The sequence below is a fragment of the Streptomyces sp. NBC_00285 genome (assembly GCF_036174265.1).
In the GTDB taxonomy this organism is placed as follows: Bacteria; Actinomycetota; Actinomycetes; order Streptomycetales; family Streptomycetaceae; genus Streptomyces.
The window spans coordinates 8,613,667-8,634,145 of sequence record NZ_CP108055.1 but is presented as its reverse complement, the minus strand read 5'-3'; the positions used below and the strand labels follow the sequence as shown (position 1 = coordinate 8,634,145).

General features: G+C 71.3%; 20 protein-coding genes. 4 read left to right on the top strand and 16 right to left on the bottom strand.

Annotation, left to right across the window (positions count from 1 at the left end; genetic code table 11):
- Positions 1-4: 4 nt before the first annotated feature.
- From OHT57_RS39580 to OHT57_RS39560, 5 genes are all read right to left on the bottom strand, one after another.
- Positions 5-775 (bottom strand): GvpL/GvpF family gas vesicle protein, encoded by a 771-nt coding sequence (locus tag OHT57_RS39580; protein WP_328751632.1) that lies wholly within the window; start codon positions 773-775, stop codon positions 5-7.
- The gene (locus OHT57_RS39575; RefSeq protein WP_328751631.1) at positions 772-1,206 is read right to left on the bottom strand and encodes a gas vesicle structural protein GvpA; all 435 of its coding nucleotides are present in this window, start codon (positions 1,204-1,206) and stop codon (positions 772-774) included. The genes OHT57_RS39580 and OHT57_RS39575 overlap by 4 nt, the downstream gene beginning before the upstream one ends.
- A 78-nt stretch (positions 1,207-1,284) precedes the next feature.
- Entirely contained in the window at positions 1,285-1,644 is a 360-nt protein-coding gene (locus OHT57_RS39570) for a gas vesicle protein GvpO (RefSeq protein WP_328751630.1), read from the bottom strand.
- Between the two features lie 44 nt (positions 1,645-1,688).
- The gene (gene ligD, locus OHT57_RS39565) at positions 1,689-2,594 is read right to left on the bottom strand and encodes a non-homologous end-joining DNA ligase (RefSeq protein WP_328751629.1); all 906 of its coding nucleotides are present in this window, start codon (positions 2,592-2,594) and stop codon (positions 1,689-1,691) included.
- Positions 2,591-4,447, bottom strand: coding sequence for a transketolase (locus OHT57_RS39560; protein WP_328751627.1), 1,857 nt, complete (start codon positions 4,445-4,447; stop codon positions 2,591-2,593). Before OHT57_RS39560 ends, ligD begins: the two co-directional genes overlap by 4 nt.
- Before the next feature lie 621 nt (positions 4,448-5,068).
- On the opposite strand from OHT57_RS39560, the gene OHT57_RS39555 reads away from it, so the two are divergent.
- Entirely contained in the window at positions 5,069-6,028 is a 960-nt protein-coding gene (locus OHT57_RS39555) for an LLM class F420-dependent oxidoreductase (protein ID WP_328751626.1), read from the top strand.
- A 70-nt stretch (positions 6,029-6,098) separates the two neighbouring features.
- Here OHT57_RS39555 and OHT57_RS39550 read toward each other — a convergent pair whose 3' ends face one another.
- Positions 6,099-6,464, bottom strand: coding sequence for an SDR family NAD(P)-dependent oxidoreductase (locus OHT57_RS39550; RefSeq protein WP_328751625.1), 366 nt, complete (start codon positions 6,462-6,464; stop codon positions 6,099-6,101).
- A 33-nt stretch (positions 6,465-6,497) separates the two neighbouring features.
- The gene (locus OHT57_RS39545; RefSeq protein WP_328751624.1) at positions 6,498-6,962 is read right to left on the bottom strand and encodes a phage holin family protein; all 465 of its coding nucleotides are present in this window, start codon (positions 6,960-6,962) and stop codon (positions 6,498-6,500) included.
- Positions 6,963-7,104: 142 nt separating this feature from the next.
- Here OHT57_RS39545 and OHT57_RS39540 point away from each other — a divergent pair, with 142 nt between their 5' ends.
- Positions 7,105-7,455, top strand: coding sequence for a VOC family protein (locus OHT57_RS39540; protein ID WP_328751623.1), 351 nt, complete (start codon positions 7,105-7,107; stop codon positions 7,453-7,455).
- 99 nt (positions 7,456-7,554) lie between these two features.
- Positions 7,555-7,902 carry a DUF6204 family protein gene (locus tag OHT57_RS39535; RefSeq protein ID WP_328751622.1) on the top strand — a complete coding sequence of 116 codons (348 nt, stop codon included), beginning with the start codon at positions 7,555-7,557 and terminating at the stop codon, positions 7,900-7,902.
- Here the strand turns inward: OHT57_RS39535 and OHT57_RS39530 are convergent.
- From OHT57_RS39530 to OHT57_RS39500, 7 genes are all read right to left on the bottom strand, one after another.
- Positions 7,874-8,437: a GNAT family N-acetyltransferase gene (locus tag OHT57_RS39530; RefSeq protein WP_328751621.1), complete on the bottom strand. Its 564-nt coding sequence runs from the start codon at positions 8,435-8,437 to the stop codon at positions 7,874-7,876. The two genes, OHT57_RS39535 and OHT57_RS39530, sit on opposite strands and share 29 nt — an antisense overlap.
- Before the next feature lie 19 nt (positions 8,438-8,456).
- Positions 8,457-8,696 carry a DUF1049 domain-containing protein gene (locus tag OHT57_RS39525; protein WP_328751620.1) on the bottom strand — a complete coding sequence of 80 codons (240 nt, stop codon included), beginning with the start codon at positions 8,694-8,696 and terminating at the stop codon, positions 8,457-8,459.
- Between the two features lie 59 nt (positions 8,697-8,755).
- Entirely contained in the window at positions 8,756-10,510 is a 1,755-nt protein-coding gene (locus OHT57_RS39520) for a CocE/NonD family hydrolase (RefSeq protein ID WP_328751619.1), read from the bottom strand.
- A gap of 134 nt (positions 10,511-10,644) precedes the next feature.
- Entirely contained in the window at positions 10,645-11,568 is a 924-nt protein-coding gene (locus OHT57_RS39515) for a S66 peptidase family protein (RefSeq protein ID WP_328751618.1), read from the bottom strand.
- The gene (locus tag OHT57_RS39510; protein ID WP_328751617.1) at positions 11,565-13,517 is read right to left on the bottom strand and encodes a dipeptidyl-peptidase 5; all 1,953 of its coding nucleotides are present in this window, start codon (positions 13,515-13,517) and stop codon (positions 11,565-11,567) included. Before OHT57_RS39510 ends, OHT57_RS39515 begins: the two co-directional genes overlap by 4 nt.
- 17 nt (positions 13,518-13,534) lie before the next feature.
- Positions 13,535-14,839, bottom strand: coding sequence for a M20/M25/M40 family metallo-hydrolase (locus OHT57_RS39505; protein ID WP_328751616.1), 1,305 nt, complete (start codon positions 14,837-14,839; stop codon positions 13,535-13,537).
- Positions 14,832-15,665, bottom strand: a complete 834-nt coding sequence (locus tag OHT57_RS39500; RefSeq protein ID WP_328751615.1) for a M55 family metallopeptidase — start codon at positions 15,663-15,665, stop codon at positions 14,832-14,834. The genes OHT57_RS39505 and OHT57_RS39500 overlap by 8 nt, the downstream gene beginning before the upstream one ends.
- A gap of 146 nt (positions 15,666-15,811) precedes the next feature.
- Here OHT57_RS39500 and OHT57_RS39495 point away from each other — a divergent pair, with 146 nt between their 5' ends.
- Entirely contained in the window at positions 15,812-16,927 is a 1,116-nt protein-coding gene (locus tag OHT57_RS39495; RefSeq protein WP_443053536.1) for an acyltransferase family protein, read from the top strand.
- A gap of 164 nt (positions 16,928-17,091) precedes the next feature.
- Here OHT57_RS39495 and OHT57_RS39490 read toward each other — a convergent pair whose 3' ends face one another.
- The gene (locus OHT57_RS39490) at positions 17,092-17,817 is read right to left on the bottom strand and encodes a class I SAM-dependent methyltransferase (RefSeq protein ID WP_328751614.1); all 726 of its coding nucleotides are present in this window, start codon (positions 17,815-17,817) and stop codon (positions 17,092-17,094) included.
- 141 nt (positions 17,818-17,958) lie between these two features.
- Positions 17,959-20,433, bottom strand: coding sequence for an ATP-binding SpoIIE family protein phosphatase (locus OHT57_RS39485; protein ID WP_328751613.1), 2,475 nt, complete (start codon positions 20,431-20,433; stop codon positions 17,959-17,961).
- Between the last annotated feature and the right edge of the window lie 46 nt (positions 20,434-20,479).

Sequence of the window (20,479 nt, the reverse complement as noted above, 5' to 3'; positions counted from 1 at the left end):
GTCCTCACTCCTCGGCCCCCATGTCGGAGCGGATCCCGGCACCCGCCGGCTCCGGGCCCGGCTCCACGAAGCTGTACGGCGGCAGCGGGCCGTTGATCCGCAGTTCGAGGTGCGCGTGGCTCTTACGGAGCTGCTCCGCGGTGGCCAGGAAGTCCTCCGCCGAGTCGCGGGGCACCAGGAAGGACACGTTGGCGAGCCAGCCGCTGGACTCGGGGCCCACGCTCACGGCGTCGGCGCCGGGTTCCAGGGTGTTGCGCACATCGGTGGCGTCCTCGGCCTCGCGGGCCTTGACCGCGGCCACGACCATCTCGCCGAGCCTGAGCCGCTGCTCGTACGTGCCGCCGCCGCCCTGCCGGTTGGCCTCGGTGACGGACCGGATCTCCGGGTTGTCGGACATCACCCGGTGCAGCACGGCCTCTTCGTCGTGTGTGGCCTTGATGTTGTACTCGACCCTGCCGTCCAGGGCCCGGAGCCGCTCCTTGTAGTGCTCGGCGCGTTCCTCCAGGACCCCGGTGACGGCACTGTCGTCCGTGGCGACGCTGCCGAAGCGCATGGGCAGCACCACACCGCCGGCGCCCGTCTCGGCCAGGACGTTCTGGTGGGCGAGCAGGTCCCGCCGCTTGGGCCGCAGCCCCTCGGGGGCGTCACTGACGACGGCCGCCAGATCGTCCGCCCTGAGCACGCGCACCGGGAGCGACGGCTCGCCGACACCCGCCATGCCGTCCGGCAGCGAGGGGTGGGAGGCGGCGGTGATGCCGTAGACGTAGGTGCTCACTCCTGCTCCTCCTTCCTGCGCGTGGCCGTGGCCTTGCGGGCCCGCGGCCTGGACTGCCGCTCGGAGCTCTCGGACTCCTCACGCGACTGCTTGAAGGCGTCGGAGATCGTCTCCGCGGCGCCCGACAGCGCTCCCTTGGACTTGCCGCGCGCGCCGGACTCGGTCATCTCGCCGACGAGGTCGGGCAGACCGGGGTCACGGTGCGGGCCGGCCTCCAGGTCGAGCCGGTTGCAGGCCTCGGCGAAGCGCAGATAGGTGTCGACGCTCGCGACGACGACACGGATGTCAATCTTCAGGATCTCGATGCCGACCAGGGAGACCCGTACGAACGCGTCGATCACGAGACCCCGGTCGAGGACTAGCTCCAGAACGTCGTAGAGGCCACTGCTGCCGCCTCCGCCACCGCTCTGCTGGGCCGGGACAACGGTCATGTCGACCGCACCTCCTTGTCTGTGCGCTGATGACTTGTCTGTGATGGACCGGTGGGCGGGCGTGAACGGCACAGCCGGTCAGCGACGGTGTGCGTCGGCCCGCCCGCGTTCGTAGCGACGGACGCGCCGATAGCCGGTGAGCTGACCCTCGTGGTCGAGTTCGACCTGGTAGCTGGCCATCAGGCTCATCGTGTCGGGCACCCGCGAGAGTTCGAGGACCTCCACCTCCAACGACCAGCCCTCTTCGGTCTGTTCGAAGGAGGAGACGTTCTCGGCGGTCATGCCGGTGAGCTCCGTGAGCTGGGCGCGCGCTTCGCGCAGCACCTCCATCGGCTTGGGCCGCCGCTCGTCCGCCACGTTCTCTTCCGTGTCCTTTTCTTTCCCTCTGGGGGAATCCTGTGAAGTCTGTGGTTCAGGTGAGTTCTTTGTGTTCGACATGGCACCTCCCCCTGCGGGTGGCCGCTCGTCCGTCGGCCAAACCTTCAGTAGGACATCAACGCGTTCAGCCTGCGCCGGGCCGGGCCCAGCGCCCGGCCCTTGGACAGCACTCCGGCCCAGGGACGGGTACGGGCCTGTTCGACGGCGTCGACCACGGTCCAGCGGCGGGCGTCCAGGTCCGGATCGTCCAGCTGGGACCAGGCCACCGGGGTGGCCACCGGGGCGCCGGGTTTCGCACGCACGGCGAACGGGGCGACGGCGGTCTGCGCATAGCCGTTGCGCTGCACGTCGAGGTAGAGACGGTCGCCGCGGTCCTTCTTGCGGGCGGCGGTGGTGAGCAGGTCGGGGTGGCCTGCGACCAGGGTGTCGGCGGCGTCCTTGGCGAACGCGCGGACCTCGTCGAAGTCGTGCCGGCCGTCGAGGGGCACGATCACATGCAACCCGCGGGAGCCGGTGGTCATCAGCGCCGAGGGCAGCTTCAGCTCGTCGAGCAGTTCCCCGAGCAGCCGCGCCGCCTCCCGGACCGCCTCGAAGTCGTCGTCCCCCGCCGGGTCCAGGTCGAAGACCATCCGGTCCGGGTGGTTCTCGCTCCCCGCCCGGGACAGCCAGCGGTGCAGGGTGAGGGTGGCCTTGTCGTCACAGACGGTGTGGCGGACCGTGCCGCCCTCCTTCGGCACCTCGACCCTGCTGATCCACTCCGGGTAGCCCTCCGGGGTGTTCTTCTGCATGAACCGGGGGCCGGCGAGGCCGTCCGGATGCCGCTCCAGCATCAGCGGACGGCCCCGCAACTGCGGCACCATGAACGGCGCGACGGACCGGTAGTAGTCGACGAGATCGCCCTTGGTGTACTCCTTCGCGCCGTCGGCGCCGGGGAAGAGCACCTTGTCCGGCCGGTGCACCTCCACGGTGCGCCGCCCCGCCCGTACGGTGCGCACGTCCCCGTTGCTCACGGGGTGACCGACTGTTCCACCAGAAGCCGGCCGGCGGTGGCGATCGACTCGGCGTCGATGCCCGCGGCGTGCAGCTGCTCGTCGGGCGAGGCCGAGCCCGGCATCGTACGGACGGCCAGGCGCACCAGCCGGGGTACGGGCCGGCCATCGCAGAACGCGTCGAGGACGGCGTCGCCGAGGCCGCCCTCCTCGTGGTGGTCCTCCACGGTCATGAGGCAGCCGGTGTCCTCGGCGGCCTGCCGGAGGGTGTCGCGGTCCACGGGCTTGACCGAGTACAGGTCGATGACCCGCACCTGGATGCCCTCACGGTCGAGGGCGTCGGCGGCCTTCAGGGCCTCGTGCACGGTGACGCCCGCCGCGACGACGGTCATCCGGTCGCGTGCGGAGGATCGCAGCACCTTGCTGCCGCCGATCGGGAACTCCTCCTCGGGCCCGTAGATCACCGGGCTCTCGCCTCGGTTGGTGCGCAGATAGCGGACGCCGTCCAGGTCCGCCATGGCGGCGACCAGGTGGGCGGTCTGGTTGGCGTCGCACGGGTACAGCACGGTCGAGCCGTACACCGCCCGCATCATCGCCAGGTCCTCCAGACCCATCTGGCTGGGCCCGTCCTGCCCGATGGCGACGCCCGCGTGCGAGCCGACCAGGTTGATGCCGGCCCCGCTGATGGAGGCCATGCGCACGAAGTCGTGGGCGCGGGTGAGGAAGGCCGCGAAGGTGGTGGCGTACGGCACCCAGCCGCGCGCGGCGAGTCCGACGGCGGCCGCGACCATCTGCTGCTCGGCGATGTAGCACTCGAAGTAGCGGTCGGGGTGCTCCTTGGCGAAGAACTCGGTGCGCGTGGAGTCGCCGACCTCGCCGTCGAGGGCGACGACGTCACCGCGTCCGGTGCCGAGGGCGGCGAGCGCCTGACCGTACGCGTCGCGGGTGGCGACGCCCTCCTCCTCGGATCCCTTGTCCCACCTGGGCAGTTCGAGGTGCCCGGTGCGTACGGCGTGCAGCATGCGGGCCGCCTGCGGCTCGTGCACCTGGACGCGGAGGTCCCGGACGCCGCCGAGCTCCTCGATCGCGTCGTCGGCGTTCTTCAGCGGCTTGCCGTGCAGTCCCTCGCGGTCCTCGATGTCGGCGACGCCCTTGCCCTTGAGGGTGCGGGCGATGATCACGGTGGGCTGGCCCTTGGTGGACTCCGCCTCCCCGTACGCGCGCTCGATCGCGTCCACGTCGTGTCCGTCGACCTCGACGGTGTGCCAGCCGAAGGCCTGGAAACGGCGGGCGTAGGCGTCGAGGTCATGGCCGTGCCGGGTGGCGCCGCGCTGGCCGAGCCGGTTCACGTCGACGATCGCGGTGAGGTTGTCCAGGTGCTCGTGGCCGGCGTGTTCGGCGGCCTCCCAGACGGAGCCCTCGGCCAGCTCGCTGTCACCGGTGAGGACCCACACCCGGTAGCCGGTACGGTCCAGCCGCTTCCCGGACAGCGCGATCCCGACGCCGACCGGCAGTCCCTGGCCGAGCGATCCGGTCGCCGTCTCGACCCACGGCAGCCTCCGCGGGGTCGGGTGCCCTTCGAGACGGCTGCCGATCTTGCGGAACGTCAACAGTTCCTCGTCGTCGATGGCACCGGCCGCCTTGTAGGCGGCGTACAGCAGCGGCGAGGCATGGCCCTTGGACAGCACGAAGCGGTCGTTGCCGGGGTGTTCGGGGCGGTCGAAGTCGTAACGGAAGTGGTTCGCGAGCAGTACGGCCATCAGGTCCGCCGCGGACATCGAGGAGGTCGGGTGCCCGGACCCGGCAGCTGCGGAGGCGCGCACGCTGTCCACGCGCAACTGCTGGGCCAGTTCGACGAGTTCACCGGTGTTCATGAGTCTCCTTCCGCGGAATCCGCGTCAGTGTGCTTGGCGGCGCCGAGGGATTTCCGCGGCTCACCGCCGGGGTGGTTCTTGGCGGGGCGGGGGCTGGGCCGGTTCCGGACGGGTTCGGGGGCGGGTCGGCTTTCCCCGGACTCGGGGGCGGGTCGGCTTTTCGCCGGTTCACCACCGCGCTGACTCTTCGCCGGCTCACCACCAGGCCCGCTTTTCGCGGGCTGCTTCCCCTGGGCCGCCTCGCGCGCCTTGGCTTCCGCGATCACGGCCTCGCCGGCACTCGCCCCGGCGACCGTCAGCTCCGGCGGATCGGCCTGCTCGGCTGTGGGGTTCTCCGCCTCGGACCGCCCGTCCGCAGACTTCCCACCTTCAGGCCGCCGACCCGCAGGGTTCCCCGCCTCAGGCCGCTCACGGGACAGTTCCTTGGCCGTCCGGTACCCGGCGAAGCCGGAACCGACGATCACGATGCGGGGTCGACTCACGGTTCGCCTCCGGGGCTGTTGCGTACCTCGGGAGCCTTCCGCGTCCCCCTGGCCAGGGCGCCCAAACGCCGGTTTCCGCACGGGTCGTCGGGTACCCGGACCTGGCCCACTGCCCAGCAAGCCGCCGGAGGTGCCCCCCATGCCCGAATACGGCTATTTCCTGTCGTGCGAGGAGTTCGGTCCCGCGGAGCTGGTCGAACAGGCCCGGATGGCCGAACAGGCCGGCTTCCGCTCGCTGTGGATCTCCGACCACTACCACCCGTGGAACGACGCGCAGGGCCAGAGCCCCTTCGTGTGGTCGGTGATCGGCGCGCTGTCGGAGGCGGTCTCCCTGCCCATCGAGACGGCCGTGACCTGCCCGACCGTACGGATGCACCCGGCGGTGGTGGCGCAGGCCGCGGCCACCTCGGCCGTGATGACGAACGGCCGCTTCCGGCTGGGCGTCGGCTCCGGCGAGGCCCTCAACGAGCATGTCCTCGGCCATGTCTGGCCGCCCGCGCACATCCGGCTGGAGATGCTGGAGGAGTCGATCCAGGTGATGCGCCGCCTCTTCACGGGTGAGGAGGTCAACCATCACGGCACGCACTACACGGTGGAGAACGCCCGCCTCTACACGGTTCCCGACGAGCCCGTCCCCATCGACATATCCGGCTTCGGGCCGGCGGCGACGGCACTGGCGTCCCGGGTCGGCGACGGCTACATCACGATGATGCCGGAGGAGTCGATGGTCGAGCAGTTCCGCAAGGGCGGCGGGGCCGGGAAGCCGGTGAGCGGCGGGACGAAGGTCTGCTACGGCACGGACCGCGAGGAATGCGTCCGTACGGTCCGCAAGCTGTGGTTCAACCAGTTCCTGCCCGGTGAGATGGCTCAGATCCTGCCCTCGCCCCGTCACTTCGAGCAGTTGGAGCCGCTGGTCACCGAGGAGATGGTGACCGAGAAGTCGGTGTGCGGGGACGACGTCGACGAGCACGTCCGCGCGCTGAGCGCCTTCGCCGACGCGGGCTTCGACCGTGTCTACGTCAACCAGATCGGCCCGGACCAGCGCGGGTTCTTCGACTTCTACCGGACGAAGGTGCTGCCCCAGCTCCAGCAGGGGTGAACGGTGAGACTCGGGGGGAGCACCGGGTGGCTCGACCACCGGTGCTCCCCCCGTCATGAGGTGGGCTGTTTCAGCCCCGTCGGCGCAGCCGGGCGGTCACCGCGGCGCCGAGCCCACCGGCTGCGGCCGCCGCGAGCACGCGATTGCGGTTCCGGGACATCCAGTCCTGCGGGCTGGACGACACGGCTTCCCCGTCGAACCGTCCGTGCGCCCCGAAGTCCCGCCCGTGCGGTCCGTCCACGGGAGCCCACAGGTTCCCGGGGCCGACGAGGGCCTCGCCGCCGGCCTGCCGGACATCGCCGGCGGCTGCCGCGAGACCTTCGCGTCCCCGGGCCGGCAGGGCGACGCGGGCACCCTTCTCGGCGAAGGCCCGGGCCGTGGCCCGCCCCACGCCGCCGGTGGCTCCGGTCACCACCACGACCTTGCCGTCCCTCACCTCTGGTTCCTTCCCTGCGTCGGGCACCTCGTCTCACGCCCGGTGGTGCGGCTGCTCGGGGTCGTTCCCGGCCTGCGTGGGTGCCGTGCCGGGGACCGGTGGGGCGACCGGCGGCATGGGCGGGTACGGCGCGTTCTCCGGTGCCGTGCCGTCAGCGCCGCGGCCTGCCGCGGCGTCGGCCTCCCGGCCGGCCGTCGGCCGATGCGCGGAGGGCCTGGCCGCGCCGCGCAGCACATAGGCCACGACGCCCAGGATCGCGCCGGTGATCAGCGCGGCGGCCCAGTCGGGCAGCCCGAGGGCGAGTGCGAGGCCCACGGCGAGTGCCAGGGCCGCGCCCGCGTACAGGGCGACGGCGCCGGACGCGGCGTACAGCACGGCCTTACGGCGCTGCTTGCGCGTCTGCTCGCGCAGCTCCTCCCGCACGGTCTCTCGCGCCACCTGCGCCAGCTCGTCGACCAGATGCTTGTCCAGATGCTCCAGGTGATCCAAGCGCTCCATGCCCGCCGGGTACCCGCGCGCCTGTGCGCATAACGCCGTCCGGAACCGCTCGTGCCGTGCGCCCGCGCGCACCCGTGGCCGGGTCGGGAGGATCGCGTGAAACGATCTGCCCGGCCCGGCCGCCCGAACTAGGCTCGTCGGCATGGAGATTCTGGGAACCACGCTGCGCGTCTGCGTCGACGACCTGGAGAGCGCGGTCGTCTTCTACGAACGACTGACGGGCACGAAAGCCCTCCGTTTCGAGCGGGCCGGCGTCCAGGTGGCCGCGGTGGGCTGCTTCCTGCTGATGAGCGGGCCCGAGTCGGAGCTTGAGGTGCTGCGCAAGGTCGCGGCGACCATCGCCGTGAAGGACGTCGACGAGGCCCGTCAGGTGCTCGACGAGCTGGGCGCCCGCATCATCGTGGGCCCGGTCCCCACGCCGGCGGGCCGCAATCTGCTCGTGATGCATCCGGACGGGGTGGTGTACGAGTACGTCGACCGCAACGTCGCATAGCGAGGTCGGAGGGGCCGTTCAGCACGCCGATATTCCGCGTGCGGGGCATCCTCCCCGACGTACAGTCGGCCGTCCATGGAGACCGGCGAGGGAGCGACAGTGAGTGAGCAGCACACCTACCGGGTGATCGTCCGCGGTACCTGGGACGGGCTCACCGAGGAGGCCCGGGTCCGGCTGCTCGCCGAGGCGCCGGAGCACGGCATGACGAGCATGCGGTTCGCCGAGGAGGGCTCGCTGTCGTACGAACCGGCGCCGCTGAAGCACTTCTCCATGCGCTACGTGGTGGTCTCGGACGCGGCGGACGGCGAGGAGATGGCGGGCGTGATCGCGGAGGACCGCGCCGAGAGCGCGCTGCGGGACCGCGGGTACGGTTTCCGCGATCTGAGGTCGACGGTCACCGACCTCGACACCATGAAGATCAACCGGAAGTCCGCATCTCGGCGGTGATCGCCCACCGCTCGTGATCCCGCCACTCCCCGTCGACGTAGATCATCTTCGGGGAGAACCCCTCCAGCCGGAAGCCGCAGCTGCGGGCCAGGGCGATGGAGGCGGTGTTCCGGGGCTGGGCGTTGATCTCCAGGCGGTGCAGCCGCATCGGGCCGAAGGCGTGGCCGACCACGAGGTCCAGTCCCTCACGCATCAGCCCGCGACCGGCGGCGTGCGCGAAGGCGCCGTAGCCGAGGGCCCCGCACTGGAAGCCGCCCTCGACGATGTTGTTGATGTTGATGAACCCGGCGATGGCCCCGTCGCCCCGCTCGCCGTCCTTCTCGCAGACCAGGAACCCGGCCTTGGTCCGGTCCTCGATCAGCCGGCCCGCGTAGGCGCTGTAGGCGAGGGCGCTGTCCGGCGGGAACAGCCAGGGCCGGTGCAGGTCCTTGCTCTCACGGGCCAGTGCGGCGAACTCGGCGCCGTCCTCGTAGGTGAAGTGGCGTATGCCCACGCGGGGGCCTTCGGCGAGCAGGCGGGAAGCGGTGTGCGACATCCCGCCACCCTACGGTCGGCTAACCGCGCCGTTTCATGAAATACGCCCCGCACAGGGCGCCGATCAGGCCGGTGGCGAGCAGCGCCGTCCACAGGGGCATGGTCACGTCGGGGATCAGCAGCTTGATCTTCGTCTCCCGGGTGTTCTCGAAGATGAAGATCAGGGCGAGGACGGCGAGCAGCAGGACGATCACCCTGGCCGGTGTCACCGCCCCGCCCCTGTCCTTGCCGGTACCGCTCTCGGAGGTCTTCGGGCTCATGCGACCAGGGTGAGCCCGAAGACCCGGTCACGCACGGTGAGGGCTGCCCTCCGGGTGACTCACCGTGCCGCCACGGGCAGCTCCAGCACGCCGGTCCGCCCGGGCGCGCTCACCACGGTCACCGGCTTGATCCCCCGGTTCCCGAAGTACGCGTCGTCGCTCGCCGCGATCACGAACTGGAGCCGGTGTCCCTTCTCGTACCGGTGGACGACCCCCGGGAGGGTCACCGTGAACGGCTTCGTCACGTCGGGCACCCGGACCGGGGCCACGAGCCGGTGGGCGAGCGTCCTGGTGCCGTCGGGCGCGAGGTCGTAGATCTTGGCGAACAGGACCAGCTTGTCGGCCGCGTCGCCGGAGTCCTGGGTGCGCTCGGCCTCGGGGGAGCTGACCTTGAGGGTGACCTTGGGGGCACCGACGACGTCGAGGGTCCGGGTCAGCGGCGCGCTGGTCCAGTCGGCGTAGGTGCCGTCGGTGTCGTACGGCGCCGGGTCCGGGAGTCCGATCATGCCGTACAGCGAACTCTCCGAATGGCTCGTGGAGACAAGGCGGTTGCTGTAGGACCGGCTCCCGAGCGTGACCTTCTTGCTGTTGTCGACGAGCTTGCCGTCGCCGGAGAGATAGAGCCGCCGACTGAGGGAGGGCAGGCGGTCGGCGGTGGCGTAGGTGTTGTTCGGGTCGGTGATCCAGTCGCGGTAGTAGGCGAAGGCCGGCCCGGTGTCGGCCTTCTTCTGCCGGTGCAGATAGCGGTCGAACCAGGCGAGGATCCGCCGGCCGACATAGCTGGTCTCCAAGTTGCCCTGTGCGAAGTTGAGTTCACCGGCCGCCGGATCGGTGACACCGCCGCTGTGGCCCCAGGACTGCCAGATCATCTTGGCGGTCGTGCCCTGCGCCCTGAGCGTCCTGTACGTCGCCGTCGCCTCGTTGAGGTTGAAGAGGCTGTCGGCCTGCCCCTGGACCAGCAGGGTGGGTGCCTTGACGTGGCTCAGGTACGACACCGGCGAGACGCTGTGGGAGTAGTCGAGGAGCTCGGCCGTTCGGTCGGCCGGGTAGGTCCCGGAGTTGAGGGTGTGGATGGTGTCGCAGGCTCTGGTGACGAAGTGCGGACAGCCGAGGGAGTTGATCCGGGACGGGTCGAGGTTCGCCGGGGTCAGCGGCAGTCTCTCGCCGATGAGGTAGAAGCCGTTGGTCCACTGCCACTTGAAGGCGCCGGGGACGCTTGCGCGGCGCGTGGTGTTGTTCGGGTCCAGGGAGTACGCGAGGTCGTTCCAGGTGATCATCGGCACCAGCGCGTCCACCCGGTGGTCCACGGCGGCGGTCGCCAGCTGGACGGCGCCGCCGTAGGAGCCGCCGATCATGCCGACGCGCGGGTCTCCGGGGCCGTCGAGGGTGACGAAGTCGGCCCTGGTCCCGTCGTCGGCGGCGCGCTTGCCGGCCAGGAAGTCGATGAGCGCCGAGGCGGCCGTGCCGTCGATGCGGGGGTCGTCGAGGGAGATCAGACAGCCCGACCCGCCGAAGCCGAGCCCGGAGTAGGCGAGCGAGACATAGCCGCGCTGGGCGAAGGCCCTGGCGGTGGCGGCGGTGGAACCGTCGGACTTGCTGCCGCCGAAGCCGTTGGTGGTGAGCACGGCGGGCGCCCGGCCCACGCCGGAGGGGCGGTACAGGTCGGCGTCGACCGTGCAGGAGCGGCCGTCGGCCTGGACGGTGAACTTCAGTGCGGTGACGGTGTATTGGTCGGCCGCGGAGGCGGGAGCGGTGAGTGTGGCGCCGAGCAGAAGGGCGAGCGGGACACAGGATCCGAGCACACGACGGAACACGAGACCTCCACGCTGAGGACAACCCGGCCTACCGACCGGTAAGTAAGTTCCGGTCGGTAGTCATGGTGTGACACGTGTCAGACAGGGTCAATCGCCGTGACGGGTGTTTTCGGCGGAAGTTCAGCGTGCCGTGCTCACCGCAGGGCCGGTTCGTCGAGTGTCAACGTGCCCGCGTCGGCGTCGAGTTCGGCCGCCACCCCGAAGGGCACGGTCAACGCCCCCTCGCAGTGCCCGAACCCGAACTCCTCGACGACGGGCACGCCGAGACCACCGAGTCGGTCGAGCAGCAGCGCACGCACCCGCTCGTACGGTCCGCACCTCTCCCACGATCCCAGGAGCACCCCGCGCACCCCGTCGAGCCAGCCGGCGCGCAGCAGTTGGGTCAGACAGCGGTCGAGGCGGTACGTCTCCTCGCCGACGTCCTCCAGGCAGAGCAGCCCGCCGCGCGCACCGGCCCTGGCGTGCGCGGAGCCCAGTTCGCAGGCGAGCAGGCTCAGACAGCCGCCGAGGGTGACACCGCGCGCCCGGCCGGGGACCAGGGCGGTGCCGCCGGAGGCGATCGTGCGGACCGTCTCCGGTGCGAACAGCGTGGCTTTCAGGTGCTCCTGGGCCCGTGCGTTCTTGATGAAGTCGATGCCCGCGGCCATCGGCCCGTACAGCGTGACCAGGCCCAGCCTGGCGGCGAACGCCTCGTGCAGCGCGGTGACGTCGCTGAACCCGACGAGCACCTTCGGCCCGGCCGCGCGCATCGCCTCCCAGTCCAGCAGTTCGACCATGCGTGCCGCGCCGTAGCCGCCGCGGGCGCACAGCACCGCGTCCACGGACGGGTCGCACCAGGCGTTCTGGAAATCGGCGGCCCGGTCGGCGTCTGTGCCCGCGAGATAGGCGAACTCGCTGTGCCGGTCCAGGACATGGGGTCCCGCGACAGGGTGCAGGTCCCAGCCGCTGAGCACGTCGAGTCCGGCCTGGAGGCGCTCCTCGGGCACCGGCCCGCTGGTCGCGACCACGGCCACGCGGGCGCCGGGTGCGAGTCTGGACGGCCGTACGAGTTCTGTCACCTGGTGAGCTCCAAGGTCGGGACGCCGGGCGGGTTCAGGCCGAACACCTGGGCGTACAGGGAGAGTTCGGACTCCAGTGCCCGGATCATGGTCTCGGACCGCCGGAACCCGTGCCCCTCCCCCTCGAACGCGAGGTACGCGTGCGGCACGCGCCGCCCGGAGATCCGGGAGAGGAACCGCTCGCACTGGGCGGGCGGGCAGATCACGTCGTCGAGGCCCTGGAGCAGCAGGAAGGGCACGGTGACCCGGTCGGCGTGCTCGACGGGTGAGCGTTCGGCGTATCGTCCGGGGACCTCGGCGAGCGGTCCGACCAGGCTCTCCAGGTACTGCGACTCGAAGTCGTGGGTCTCTCCGGTGCCCCAGCCCGCCAGGTCGAGGATCGGGTAGAGGATCGTGCCGCAGGCGTAGACGTCGGTCACGGTGAGCGAGGCGGCCGCGGTCCAGCCGCCGGCGCTGCCGCCGCGCACGGCGAGCCGGTCGAGGTCGGCGGTGCCCTCGTCGGCGAGGGCGAGCGCGACGGCCGCGCAGTCCTCGACGTCGACCACGCCCCACTGCTCGCGCAGCCGGTTGCGGTACTCCCTGCCGTAGCCGGTCGAGCCGCCGTAGTTGACCTCGGCGACGCCGATGCCGCGCGAGGTGAAGTAGGCGATCGAGAGGTCGAGCACGAGGGGGGCGTGTCCGGTGGGACCGCCGTGCGCCCAGACGACGTAGGGCGGCAGCTCGCCGCCGGGCGCCACGTATCCGGGGTGGTGCGGCGGGTAGACGTGGGCGTGGATGTCCCGGCCGTCCGGTCCGGTGAAGGTGCGGATCAGCGGCTCAGGGTAGTGGATGGGATCGACCGGGTCGTCGTGCTCGGCACCGATGACCCGGGCCCGGCCGGTGCGGGTGTCCAGCTCCACCACCTCGTAGGCGGTGCGCGGGCTGGCGCCGACGCCGACGACCCGCTCGCCGTGCACCGTGAGGGTGGGCGCGAACTCGGTCCAGGGGCCCGCCGCGTCGACGAGTTCGCCGGTCTCGGGGTCGAGTATGCCGAGCGTGGTCGAGCCGCTGCCGTGCACGACGGCGATCAGGCCGCTGTCCAGCGGGGCGAACCAGCGGTGGCCGAGCTTCCAGAGGGCGCCGCCGAACTCCTCATCGCGCGGGCAGAGTTGCTCGCCGTCGCGGTAGAGGTTCCACCAGCCGGTGCGGTCGCTGGCGTACAGGAGACGGCCGTCGGGCGACCAGTCGGCCTGGGCGATGGACTCCTCGGGTCCGCCGGCCACCGTGCGGAGATCGTGGAACGTGCCGTGCGGAGTGATGTCCGCGACGACCAGTTCGGTGCCGTCCCACGGCATGCGCGGGTGGTCCCAGGCGAGCCAGGCGGCGTGTGAGCCGTCGGGGGAGAGCCGGGGTCCGGTGACGAACCGGTGCCGGTCGGCGGTGAGTTCGCGCACCGCGTCCGAGTCCTGCGCGGCCGAGCCGTCCAAGGGCACGGCGGCGTGCACCCGGCGCACGTCAGTGGGTCCGTCGCCGGTGAACTCCTCCAGGACGCACCACACTTCTCCGAGGTCGAGCATCAACTGCGGTTCCGCCCAGCGCAGTCCGCCACCCACCGAGGACACGGGGGTGAGGGGACGCGGCTCGGTGCCGGGCTCGTACCGGTACAGCCGCTGGTCGGCGAAGTGCACGAACACGACCAGGGGTTCACCGGCCACCACCGCACCGGCCCAGGGGTGACCGCCGTACTCGATGACCCGGCTGCGTACGTTCCACGGCGCGGGCAGCACGGGCTCCTCCCGGCCGTCGGCGCGTCTGCGCACCAGGGTGCGGCGGCCGCCCTCGGCGGGCCGGGGTTCTGTCCACCACACCTCGTCCCCGACGAAGCCCACCCATTCGGGGCGGCCGTCGTGCGCTGCCGCCAGCGCCGCGTCGACGGGCGAGGGCCAGGAACCGTATGGCGACGTCTGCACGTTGTCCCCCTTCGTGTTCAGGCTGTCCGCAGGAACCGGTCGAGCACCCGGACGCCGAAGTGCAGCGCCTCCACCGGGGCACGCTCGTCGACCCCGTGGAACAGGGCCTGGTAGTCGAAGCCCACGGGGAGCTTCAGGGGCGAGAACCCGTACCCGGTGATGCCGAGACGGGAGAACTGCTTGGCGTCCGTGCCACCGGACATGCAGTACGGCACGACGTGCCCCTCGGGCGCGAACTCCTCAACGGCGGCACGCATGGTGGCGTACGTCGGTGAGTCGACCGGCGCCTGGAGGGCGACCTCGCGATGGCTGAACTCCCAGTCCACGTCAGGCCCGGTGAGCTTGTCGAGGGTCGCGCGGAACTCGTCCTCGCAGCCGGGCAGACAGCGGCCGTCCACGTACGCCACCGCCTCCCCCGGGATGACGTTGACCTTGTAACCGGCTTCCAGCATGGTCGGGTTGGTGCTGTTGCGCACGGTCGCCTCGACCAGCTTCGCCGCCGGGCCCAGCTTGTCCAGCAGACCGTCCACGTCGTGCAGGTCGGCCTCGATGCCGTAGAGGGCGGCGAGTTCGGTGAGAGCCGCGCGGACGGTCGGGGTGAGCCGCAGCGGCCATTGGTGCTCGCCGATGCGGGTCACGGCGGCGGCGAGCCGCGTGACGGCGTTCTCCTTGTTGACCTTGGAGCCGTGTCCGGCGCGGCCGCGTGCGGTGAGCCTCAGCCAGGCCGTGCCCCGCTCCCCCGCTGCGATGGGGTAGATCTGCCGGCCCGTGCCGTCGTGGAAAGTGAACGCCCCCGACTCGCTGATCCCCTCCGTGCAGCCCTCGAAGAGCTCGGGATGCCGGTCGGCGAGGAACCCCGAGCCGTCCACGGCGCTGGCCTCCTCGTCGGCGGTGAACGCGACGACGAGGTCCCGCCGGGGCCGTACCCCCTGCCGGGCCCAGCCGCGCACGACGGCCAGGATCATCGCGTCCATGTTCTTCATGTCGACCGCGCCGCGCCCCCAGACGACCCCGTCGCGGATCTCCCCGGAGAAGGGGTGCACGTTCCAGTCGGCGGCCTCGGCGGGCACGACGTCCAGGTGACCGTGGACGAGCAGCGCGTCCGCCGACGGGTCGGTGCCCTCGATCCGGGCGACGACGTTCGTACGGCCCTTGGTGCGCTCCAGCATCAGGGGTTCCAGGCCCGCTCCGGCCAGCTGCTCGGCCGCGTACTCGGCGGCGGGGCGTTCCTGGCAGTCGCCGCTGCCCCGGTTGGTGGTGTCGAAGCGGATGAGGTCGGAGGTGAACCGGACGGCCTCGTCCAGTGCCTGCGGGTCAGCCATACTGCTCCTCCACGGCGGCCGAGACGATCGTGGTGACCGCCTTGAAGGTACGGATTGCCTCGTACATGGTCTCGTTGGTGTAGGCCACCCGGCGTGTCCCGATCCGCTCCACGCCCGGCACGACGGTCGCCGCCATGGCGAGGTGCTCGGCGTCGAACTCGACGGCGATCGTGAACGGCCCTGTCTGCACCGGCTCCTGACGGACCGCCAGCTGTGCCGCTTCCTTGGCGGCCGCCCGGATGTCGGCGGCCGTGCGGGCCGGCGTACGACACACGGCGGCGTAGCGCGAGACGTGGTCCTTGACGGCGACCTTCAGCGCCTCGGGGGCGTATCCGAGGGCGTCCTCGCAGGCGATGTCGTCTCCGGTGACGAGGACGACGGGGACGCCGTACTCGGCCACCACCTGCGCGTTGAGGTGTCCCTCGCTCGCGGGTACGTCGTTCAGCCACACCCCGGTGATGGAGTTGGCGAGGTAGGTGTGGGCCAGGACGCCCTCCATGCCTGCGCCCGCGTGGTAGCCGAGGAACGCGATGCCGTCGACGTCGCCGTGCTGGACGCCCTCGACCATGGACAGCGGCTTGTGCCGCCCGGTGAGCATCTGCGCGCGCTCGTCGAGCCGCTCCAGGAGCAGGTTGCGCATGGTCCAGTGGGCCTCGTTGACGAGGACCTCGTCGGCCCCGCCGTCGAAGAAGCCCAGCACGGCGGCGTTCACGTCCGAGGTGAACATCGACCGGCACCGCTCCCACTGCGGTGTCCCCGGCAGCACGTCGGCCGGCCAGGTCACGCCGGTGGCGCCCTCCATGTCGGCGCTGATGAGGATCTTCATGGTCGGTCACGTTACGCGTCACAGAGGTTTACGTCGCCCGCGCCTGGTGAGGCGAGCCGCATGCCGCTCACCCCCGCCGCACAGCCCACTCCCAGAAGACGCGTATCCTCCCTCGCGGGTTCCACAGGAGACGGACAGGGAGAAGCGTGAGCGACACCGCACCGCCCGTAGAGTCGGCGCGACGGACGACGGCGATTGCCGTACCGGTGCCCCCGCACGGGCGCCCGAAGCAACGCGACGCGTTCTTCGACAACGCCAAGTACCTGGCGATCGTGCTGGTCGCGATGGGCCACGCCTGGGAACCCCTGCGCTCCGACAGCCGTGCCGTCACCGCGCTGTACACGGTCGTCTACGCCTTCCACATGCCGGCGTTCATCATCGTCTCGGGCTACTTCTCACGCTCGTTCGACGCGAGCCCGGCGAAGATCAAGCGCCTGATCACCGGTGTCGTCGTCCCTTACGTCGTCTTCGAGACGGCGTACACCTTCTTCACCCGGTGGTCCGACGGTGTCCCGGACCGCGCGATCAGCCTGCTGGACCCGCTGTATCTGACGTGGTTCCTGGCCGCGCTGTTCATCTGGCGGCTGACCACGCCGATCTGGCGGAGCGTGCGGTGGCCGCTGCCGATCGCCCTCACGATCGCCGCACTCACCACCCTCAGCCCGTCCATCGGCAACGACCTCGACCTCCAGCGCACCCTGCAGTTCCTGCCGTACTTCGTGCTCGGCCTGTGCCTGCGCCCCGAGCACTTCTCGCTGGTTCGGCAGTGGCGGGTGCGGCTGGCGGCGGTGCCGGTGTTCGCGGCCTCCGTGGTGTTCTCGTACTGGGCGGTGCCGCGCATGGACTACGCGTGGTTCTTCCACCGCAGCGCCGCCGAGGACTTCGGTGTGCCCTCCTGGTACGGGCCGCTCATGACACTGGCCCTGTTCGGCTGCTCGCTGGTGCTGGTCGTCTGCTTCCTCTCCTGGGTGCCGGGACGCCGGATGTGGTTCACGACGCTGGGTGCGGGCACGCTCTACGGCTATCTGCTGCACGGTTTCGTCGTCCAGGCCGGCAACCACTGGGACTGGGCCGGGCATGCGTGGGCGCGCACCCCGTTCGGTGCGATCACCGTCACTCTCGTCGCCGGTGTCGTCGTGACCGCACTGTGCACCGCGCCCGTCCGGCGCATCTTCCGGTGTGTGATGGAGCCGAGGATGGAGTGGGCGTTCCGCAGGACGTCGCCCGCCACCGGCGGGGTGCCCGCACAGGTGCGCCGATAGGGCCTGCCTCCGGGTGAGGGGGCCCGACCGGCGGGGCACACGGGCCGGAGCCGACCGGCACCCTGCGGCCACCTGACCCGGTGGGCCAGGTGGCCGCGACGGACGAGGGGGGCCTGCTCCGTACCGGCACCGGCCGTCGCAGGCCCCCCGGCCCTACCCGGCGGTCAGGCGGAGCGGCCCACCACCCACCACTTCGACGGCAGTTCGATCCGGGTGCCGTCGGCCCGGTACTCGGTGGTCACGAGCGGCAGTTCACCGCTCGCCACGATCGTCAGCCCGGCCGCTCCGAGGTAGACGGGCACCGCGTCGTCGGCCACCTCGCCGGGGGCGATGCCGTGCCGGAAGATGGGTGCCAGCTTTTCGGGCGGCCCGTCCGGGCTCTGCGCGAGGCCCATCAGGATCGGCTTGGCCGCCTCGGAGAGCTCGACGAGGAAGGCCCGGCCGCGCTCTCCGACGAGGGCGGCGACCCCGTCGACCAGCTGCTGCCGGTCCTCGGGCGCGACCTGGTGCAGTACGCCCCGCATATAGACGTTGGTGTCGCCGAGTTCGGCGTGCAGGTTCTCCGGCTCACCCTTGTCGGAGGCGTCCAGCAGGCGGTACGTCACCTCCTCGTCGGGGTCGGCGTCACGCGCGTGGTCGAGGGCCGCGGCGGACAGGTCGACGCCGATCACCTGGGTGAAGTGGGCGGCGAGGAACCGGGCCTGGGTGCCGTTCCCACAGCCCAGGTCCACCAGTGGCAGCCCGGGATCGACCAGGAGCGGCTCGAAGTGGGCGAGGTGGACCCCAGAGGTCAACACGGGCTCCGCATCCCAGAACACGGCCCCCTGCCGCCCCGGAGCCTCCCGCCAGAACCCCTCCCAGGACTCCCGGTAACGACTCGTCACGCTCATGCCCAACTCCCCAGGATACGAACACAACCCGCCAAAGTTGGCAGGCCAGTACGGTGTATCGCGCCGGGGTCACGCGGACAAGCGCATGGCGCATTCCTTCACGCCCAGTTCGAGAATCACCCGCCCCGGCGTGGGCCCCGATCAGCGGCGGGGCAGGGTCAGTTCGAACCAGACGGTCTTCCCTGCCTTCGTGCGGCTCGCACCCCACTCACGTGCCAGGGTGCTCACCACACGCAGTCCCCGCCCCTGCTCGTCGCCGGGTCCCGCGCTGAGCAGGTTGGGCAGGTCGTGGTCGTCGTCATCCACCTCGCACAGCAGGGTGTCGCCCCGCACCAGCCGCAGCTCCACGGGCCGACTGTGCGAGTGCCGCACCGCGTTGGTCACCAGCTCGCTCACCAGGAGTTCCGCGGTCTCGGCCGGTTTCGTCAGCCCCCAGTCGTGCAGTTGCTCCCGCACCACCGCGCGGGCCCGTCCCACCTCGGCCGGATCGAGCGAAATCCGCCACTCGGCCACGTCGTCCGGCTCGACGCCGTTGAGCCGCGCCATCAGAAGGGCCACGTCGTCCTTGCGGCCGCCCCGGGGGTTGAGCGCCCGGATGATCGCGTCGCAGGCGTCGTCCATCGACGCGGCAGGGTGCGCGGCGGACTCGGTGAGGGTCGCGAGCCCCACCCCGATGTCCTCGCCCCGCACCTCCACCAGCCCGTCGGTGCACATCAACAGCCGGTCACCGGGCTCCACACGCACGCGTACCGCCTCGAAGGGCACTCCTCCGACGCCGATCGGCGCACCGGTGGGCAGCTCGAGCAGCTCGCTGCGCCCGTCCCCGGCCCGCACGATCACCGGCGGGATGTGGCCCGCGTTGGCCAGGTGGAGTTCGCTCGCGATCGGGTCGTAGACGGCATAGAGACAGGTCGCGAGGTAGGTGTCGCCGAGCCGCTGGGCGAGGTCGTCGAGGTTGCGCAGCAGCTGCGCCGGCGGCAGGTCGAGCGCGGCCATGGTCTGCACGGCCGTACGCAACTGCCCCATCATGGCGGCCGAGTTGAGCCCGTGCCCCATGACGTCGCCGACCACCAGGGCGGTACGCGCACCGGGCAGCTTGACCGCGTCGAACCAGTCGCCGCCGACGCGCCCCAGGAGCGTGCCCGGCAGATAGCGGGTGGCGATGTCGCAGCCCGCCACGCGCGGCGGGATCTGCGGCAGCATGCTGTCCTGGAGGGTCTCGGCGACGGACTCCTGGAAGGTGTACATGCGCGCGTTGTCGAGCACGAGGCCCGCGCGGGCGGCGAGTTCGGCGCCGGTGACCCGGTCCATGTCGTTGAACTCGACGCGCTCGGGGTGGCGCAGCAGGATCATGAAGCCGAGGACCACGTTGCGGGCCTTGAGCGGTACGACCAGCATGGAGCGGCCGGTGATCAGCGGCCGGATGTCCCGCTTCTCGAACTGCGAGGCGATCGCGTGCCCCATCTGCTCGCTGATACGCGGCACGAGGACGGGGTCGCCGGTGGTCATGCACTGGAAGAACGGCGTGTGCGCGGGGAACGGCATGGCCTCGCCGACCGGCACGACGTCGTCCCAGCGCCCGGGTTCGTCGGTGTGCTCGAGGGCGACCCGGTGCCACATGGTGGTGGTGTCCGGCACACCGTCGGGGAACCCCTCGCCCGCGACGACCTGTTCGCGCAGATAGGTGCCGGCGACGTCGGTGAAGCGGGGCACGACGGCCCTGCTGACCTCGACAATGGTCCGGGACAGGTCGAGGGAGGTGCCGATCTTTCCGCTGACCTCGTTGAGGAACTCCAGCCGCTCGCGTACGGCGACGTACTCGAGGTCCTCGCCCTCGTCCAGGTCGTCCTTGGGTACGGGCACTCCCTCGGCGACCGCCATGGCCGCCCGCTCGCGACGGGCCTTGCGCTCGGCACGCCGGGGCACGCCCCAGTCGGGGGTGACGGGCACCCGGTCGTTCTGGCTGAACTCCAGGACGGGATAGCCCAGTTCGAGGACCTGCGCGACAATGCGGGCGCTTTCGCCGACGCTCATGCTGGGCAGGATCTCGGGGAGCCGGCGGGCGAGCTCGTCGGCTCCGGGGAAGTCGGTGTGCAGGGCGAAGGCGGGCCCGATGCGCTCGACGCCCGCGGCGCCCTCGTCCAGGTCGAGGTCGAGGTCCTGGTGGAGCCCGTCCGCGTCGGCGGCGAGGACCAGCAGGCGTTCGGGGCCGGGGCCCACCAGCGGGTAGGCCCACCACAGGACGTCGACGCGGTTGTCCCCGGGGACGGTGAGGCGGGCGCGGCCCGCGGCCGGGTAGGAGAGTCCGCCGTCCAGGGACGACTCCAGGTCGGGTCCGAGGCCGTCGTAGGACGCGTAGCCGCCGTAGGACGCGGTGTCCTCGACGTCGGGCAGTGCTCCGGAGACGGGCAGCAGGTCGACGGCCGTGTGGCCGATGGCCTCGTCCCTGTCGACGCCGAACAGCCGGCGCGCGCCCCGGCTCCAGTGGGACACCAGGCCGTCGCGGTCCACCACGACCACCGCCAGCGGGACGCGGCCGGTCGCGGCGGGTCCGTCCGCTGCGCCGTTCCCAGCTGTGCGGCTGGGAGGTGTGCCCCTCTCGGTGCCATGGTCCATGGCCCAGGCCCTCTCTCCGCAAGATCTGTGCCGCCTGTTCCACCGT

What these genes read in the sequence shown, in the direction of transcription:
- OHT57_RS39575 (WP_328751631.1), bottom strand. Translation starts at nt 1,206, where the DNA reads ATGACCGTTGTCCCGGCCCAGCAGAGCGGTGGCGGAGGCGGCAGCAGT.
- OHT57_RS39570 (WP_328751630.1), bottom strand. Translation starts at nt 1,644, where the DNA reads ATGTCGAACACAAAGAACTCACCTGAACCACAGACTTCACAGGATTCC.
- OHT57_RS39560 (WP_328751627.1), bottom strand. Translation starts at nt 4,447, where the DNA reads ATGAACACCGGTGAACTCGTCGAACTGGCCCAGCAGTTGCGCGTGGAC.
- OHT57_RS39555 (WP_328751626.1), top strand. Translation starts at nt 5,069, where the DNA reads ATGCCCGAATACGGCTATTTCCTGTCGTGCGAGGAGTTCGGTCCCGCG.
- OHT57_RS39545 (WP_328751624.1), bottom strand. Translation starts at nt 6,962, where the DNA reads ATGGAGCGCTTGGATCACCTGGAGCATCTGGACAAGCATCTGGTCGAC.
- OHT57_RS39540 (WP_328751623.1), top strand. Translation starts at nt 7,105, where the DNA reads ATGGAGATTCTGGGAACCACGCTGCGCGTCTGCGTCGACGACCTGGAG.
- OHT57_RS39530 (WP_328751621.1), bottom strand. Translation starts at nt 8,437, where the DNA reads ATGTCGCACACCGCTTCCCGCCTGCTCGCCGAAGGCCCCCGCGTGGGC.
- OHT57_RS39525 (WP_328751620.1), bottom strand. Translation starts at nt 8,696, where the DNA reads ATGAGCCCGAAGACCTCCGAGAGCGGTACCGGCAAGGACAGGGGCGGG.
- OHT57_RS39505 (WP_328751616.1), bottom strand. Translation starts at nt 14,839, where the DNA reads ATGGCTGACCCGCAGGCACTGGACGAGGCCGTCCGGTTCACCTCCGAC.
- OHT57_RS39500 (WP_328751615.1), bottom strand. Translation starts at nt 15,665, where the DNA reads ATGAAGATCCTCATCAGCGCCGACATGGAGGGCGCCACCGGCGTGACC.
- OHT57_RS39490 (WP_328751614.1), bottom strand. Translation starts at nt 17,817, where the DNA reads ATGAGCGTGACGAGTCGTTACCGGGAGTCCTGGGAGGGGTTCTGGCGG.
- OHT57_RS39485 (WP_328751613.1), bottom strand. Translation starts at nt 20,433, where the DNA reads ATGGACCATGGCACCGAGAGGGGCACACCTCCCAGCCGCACAGCTGGG.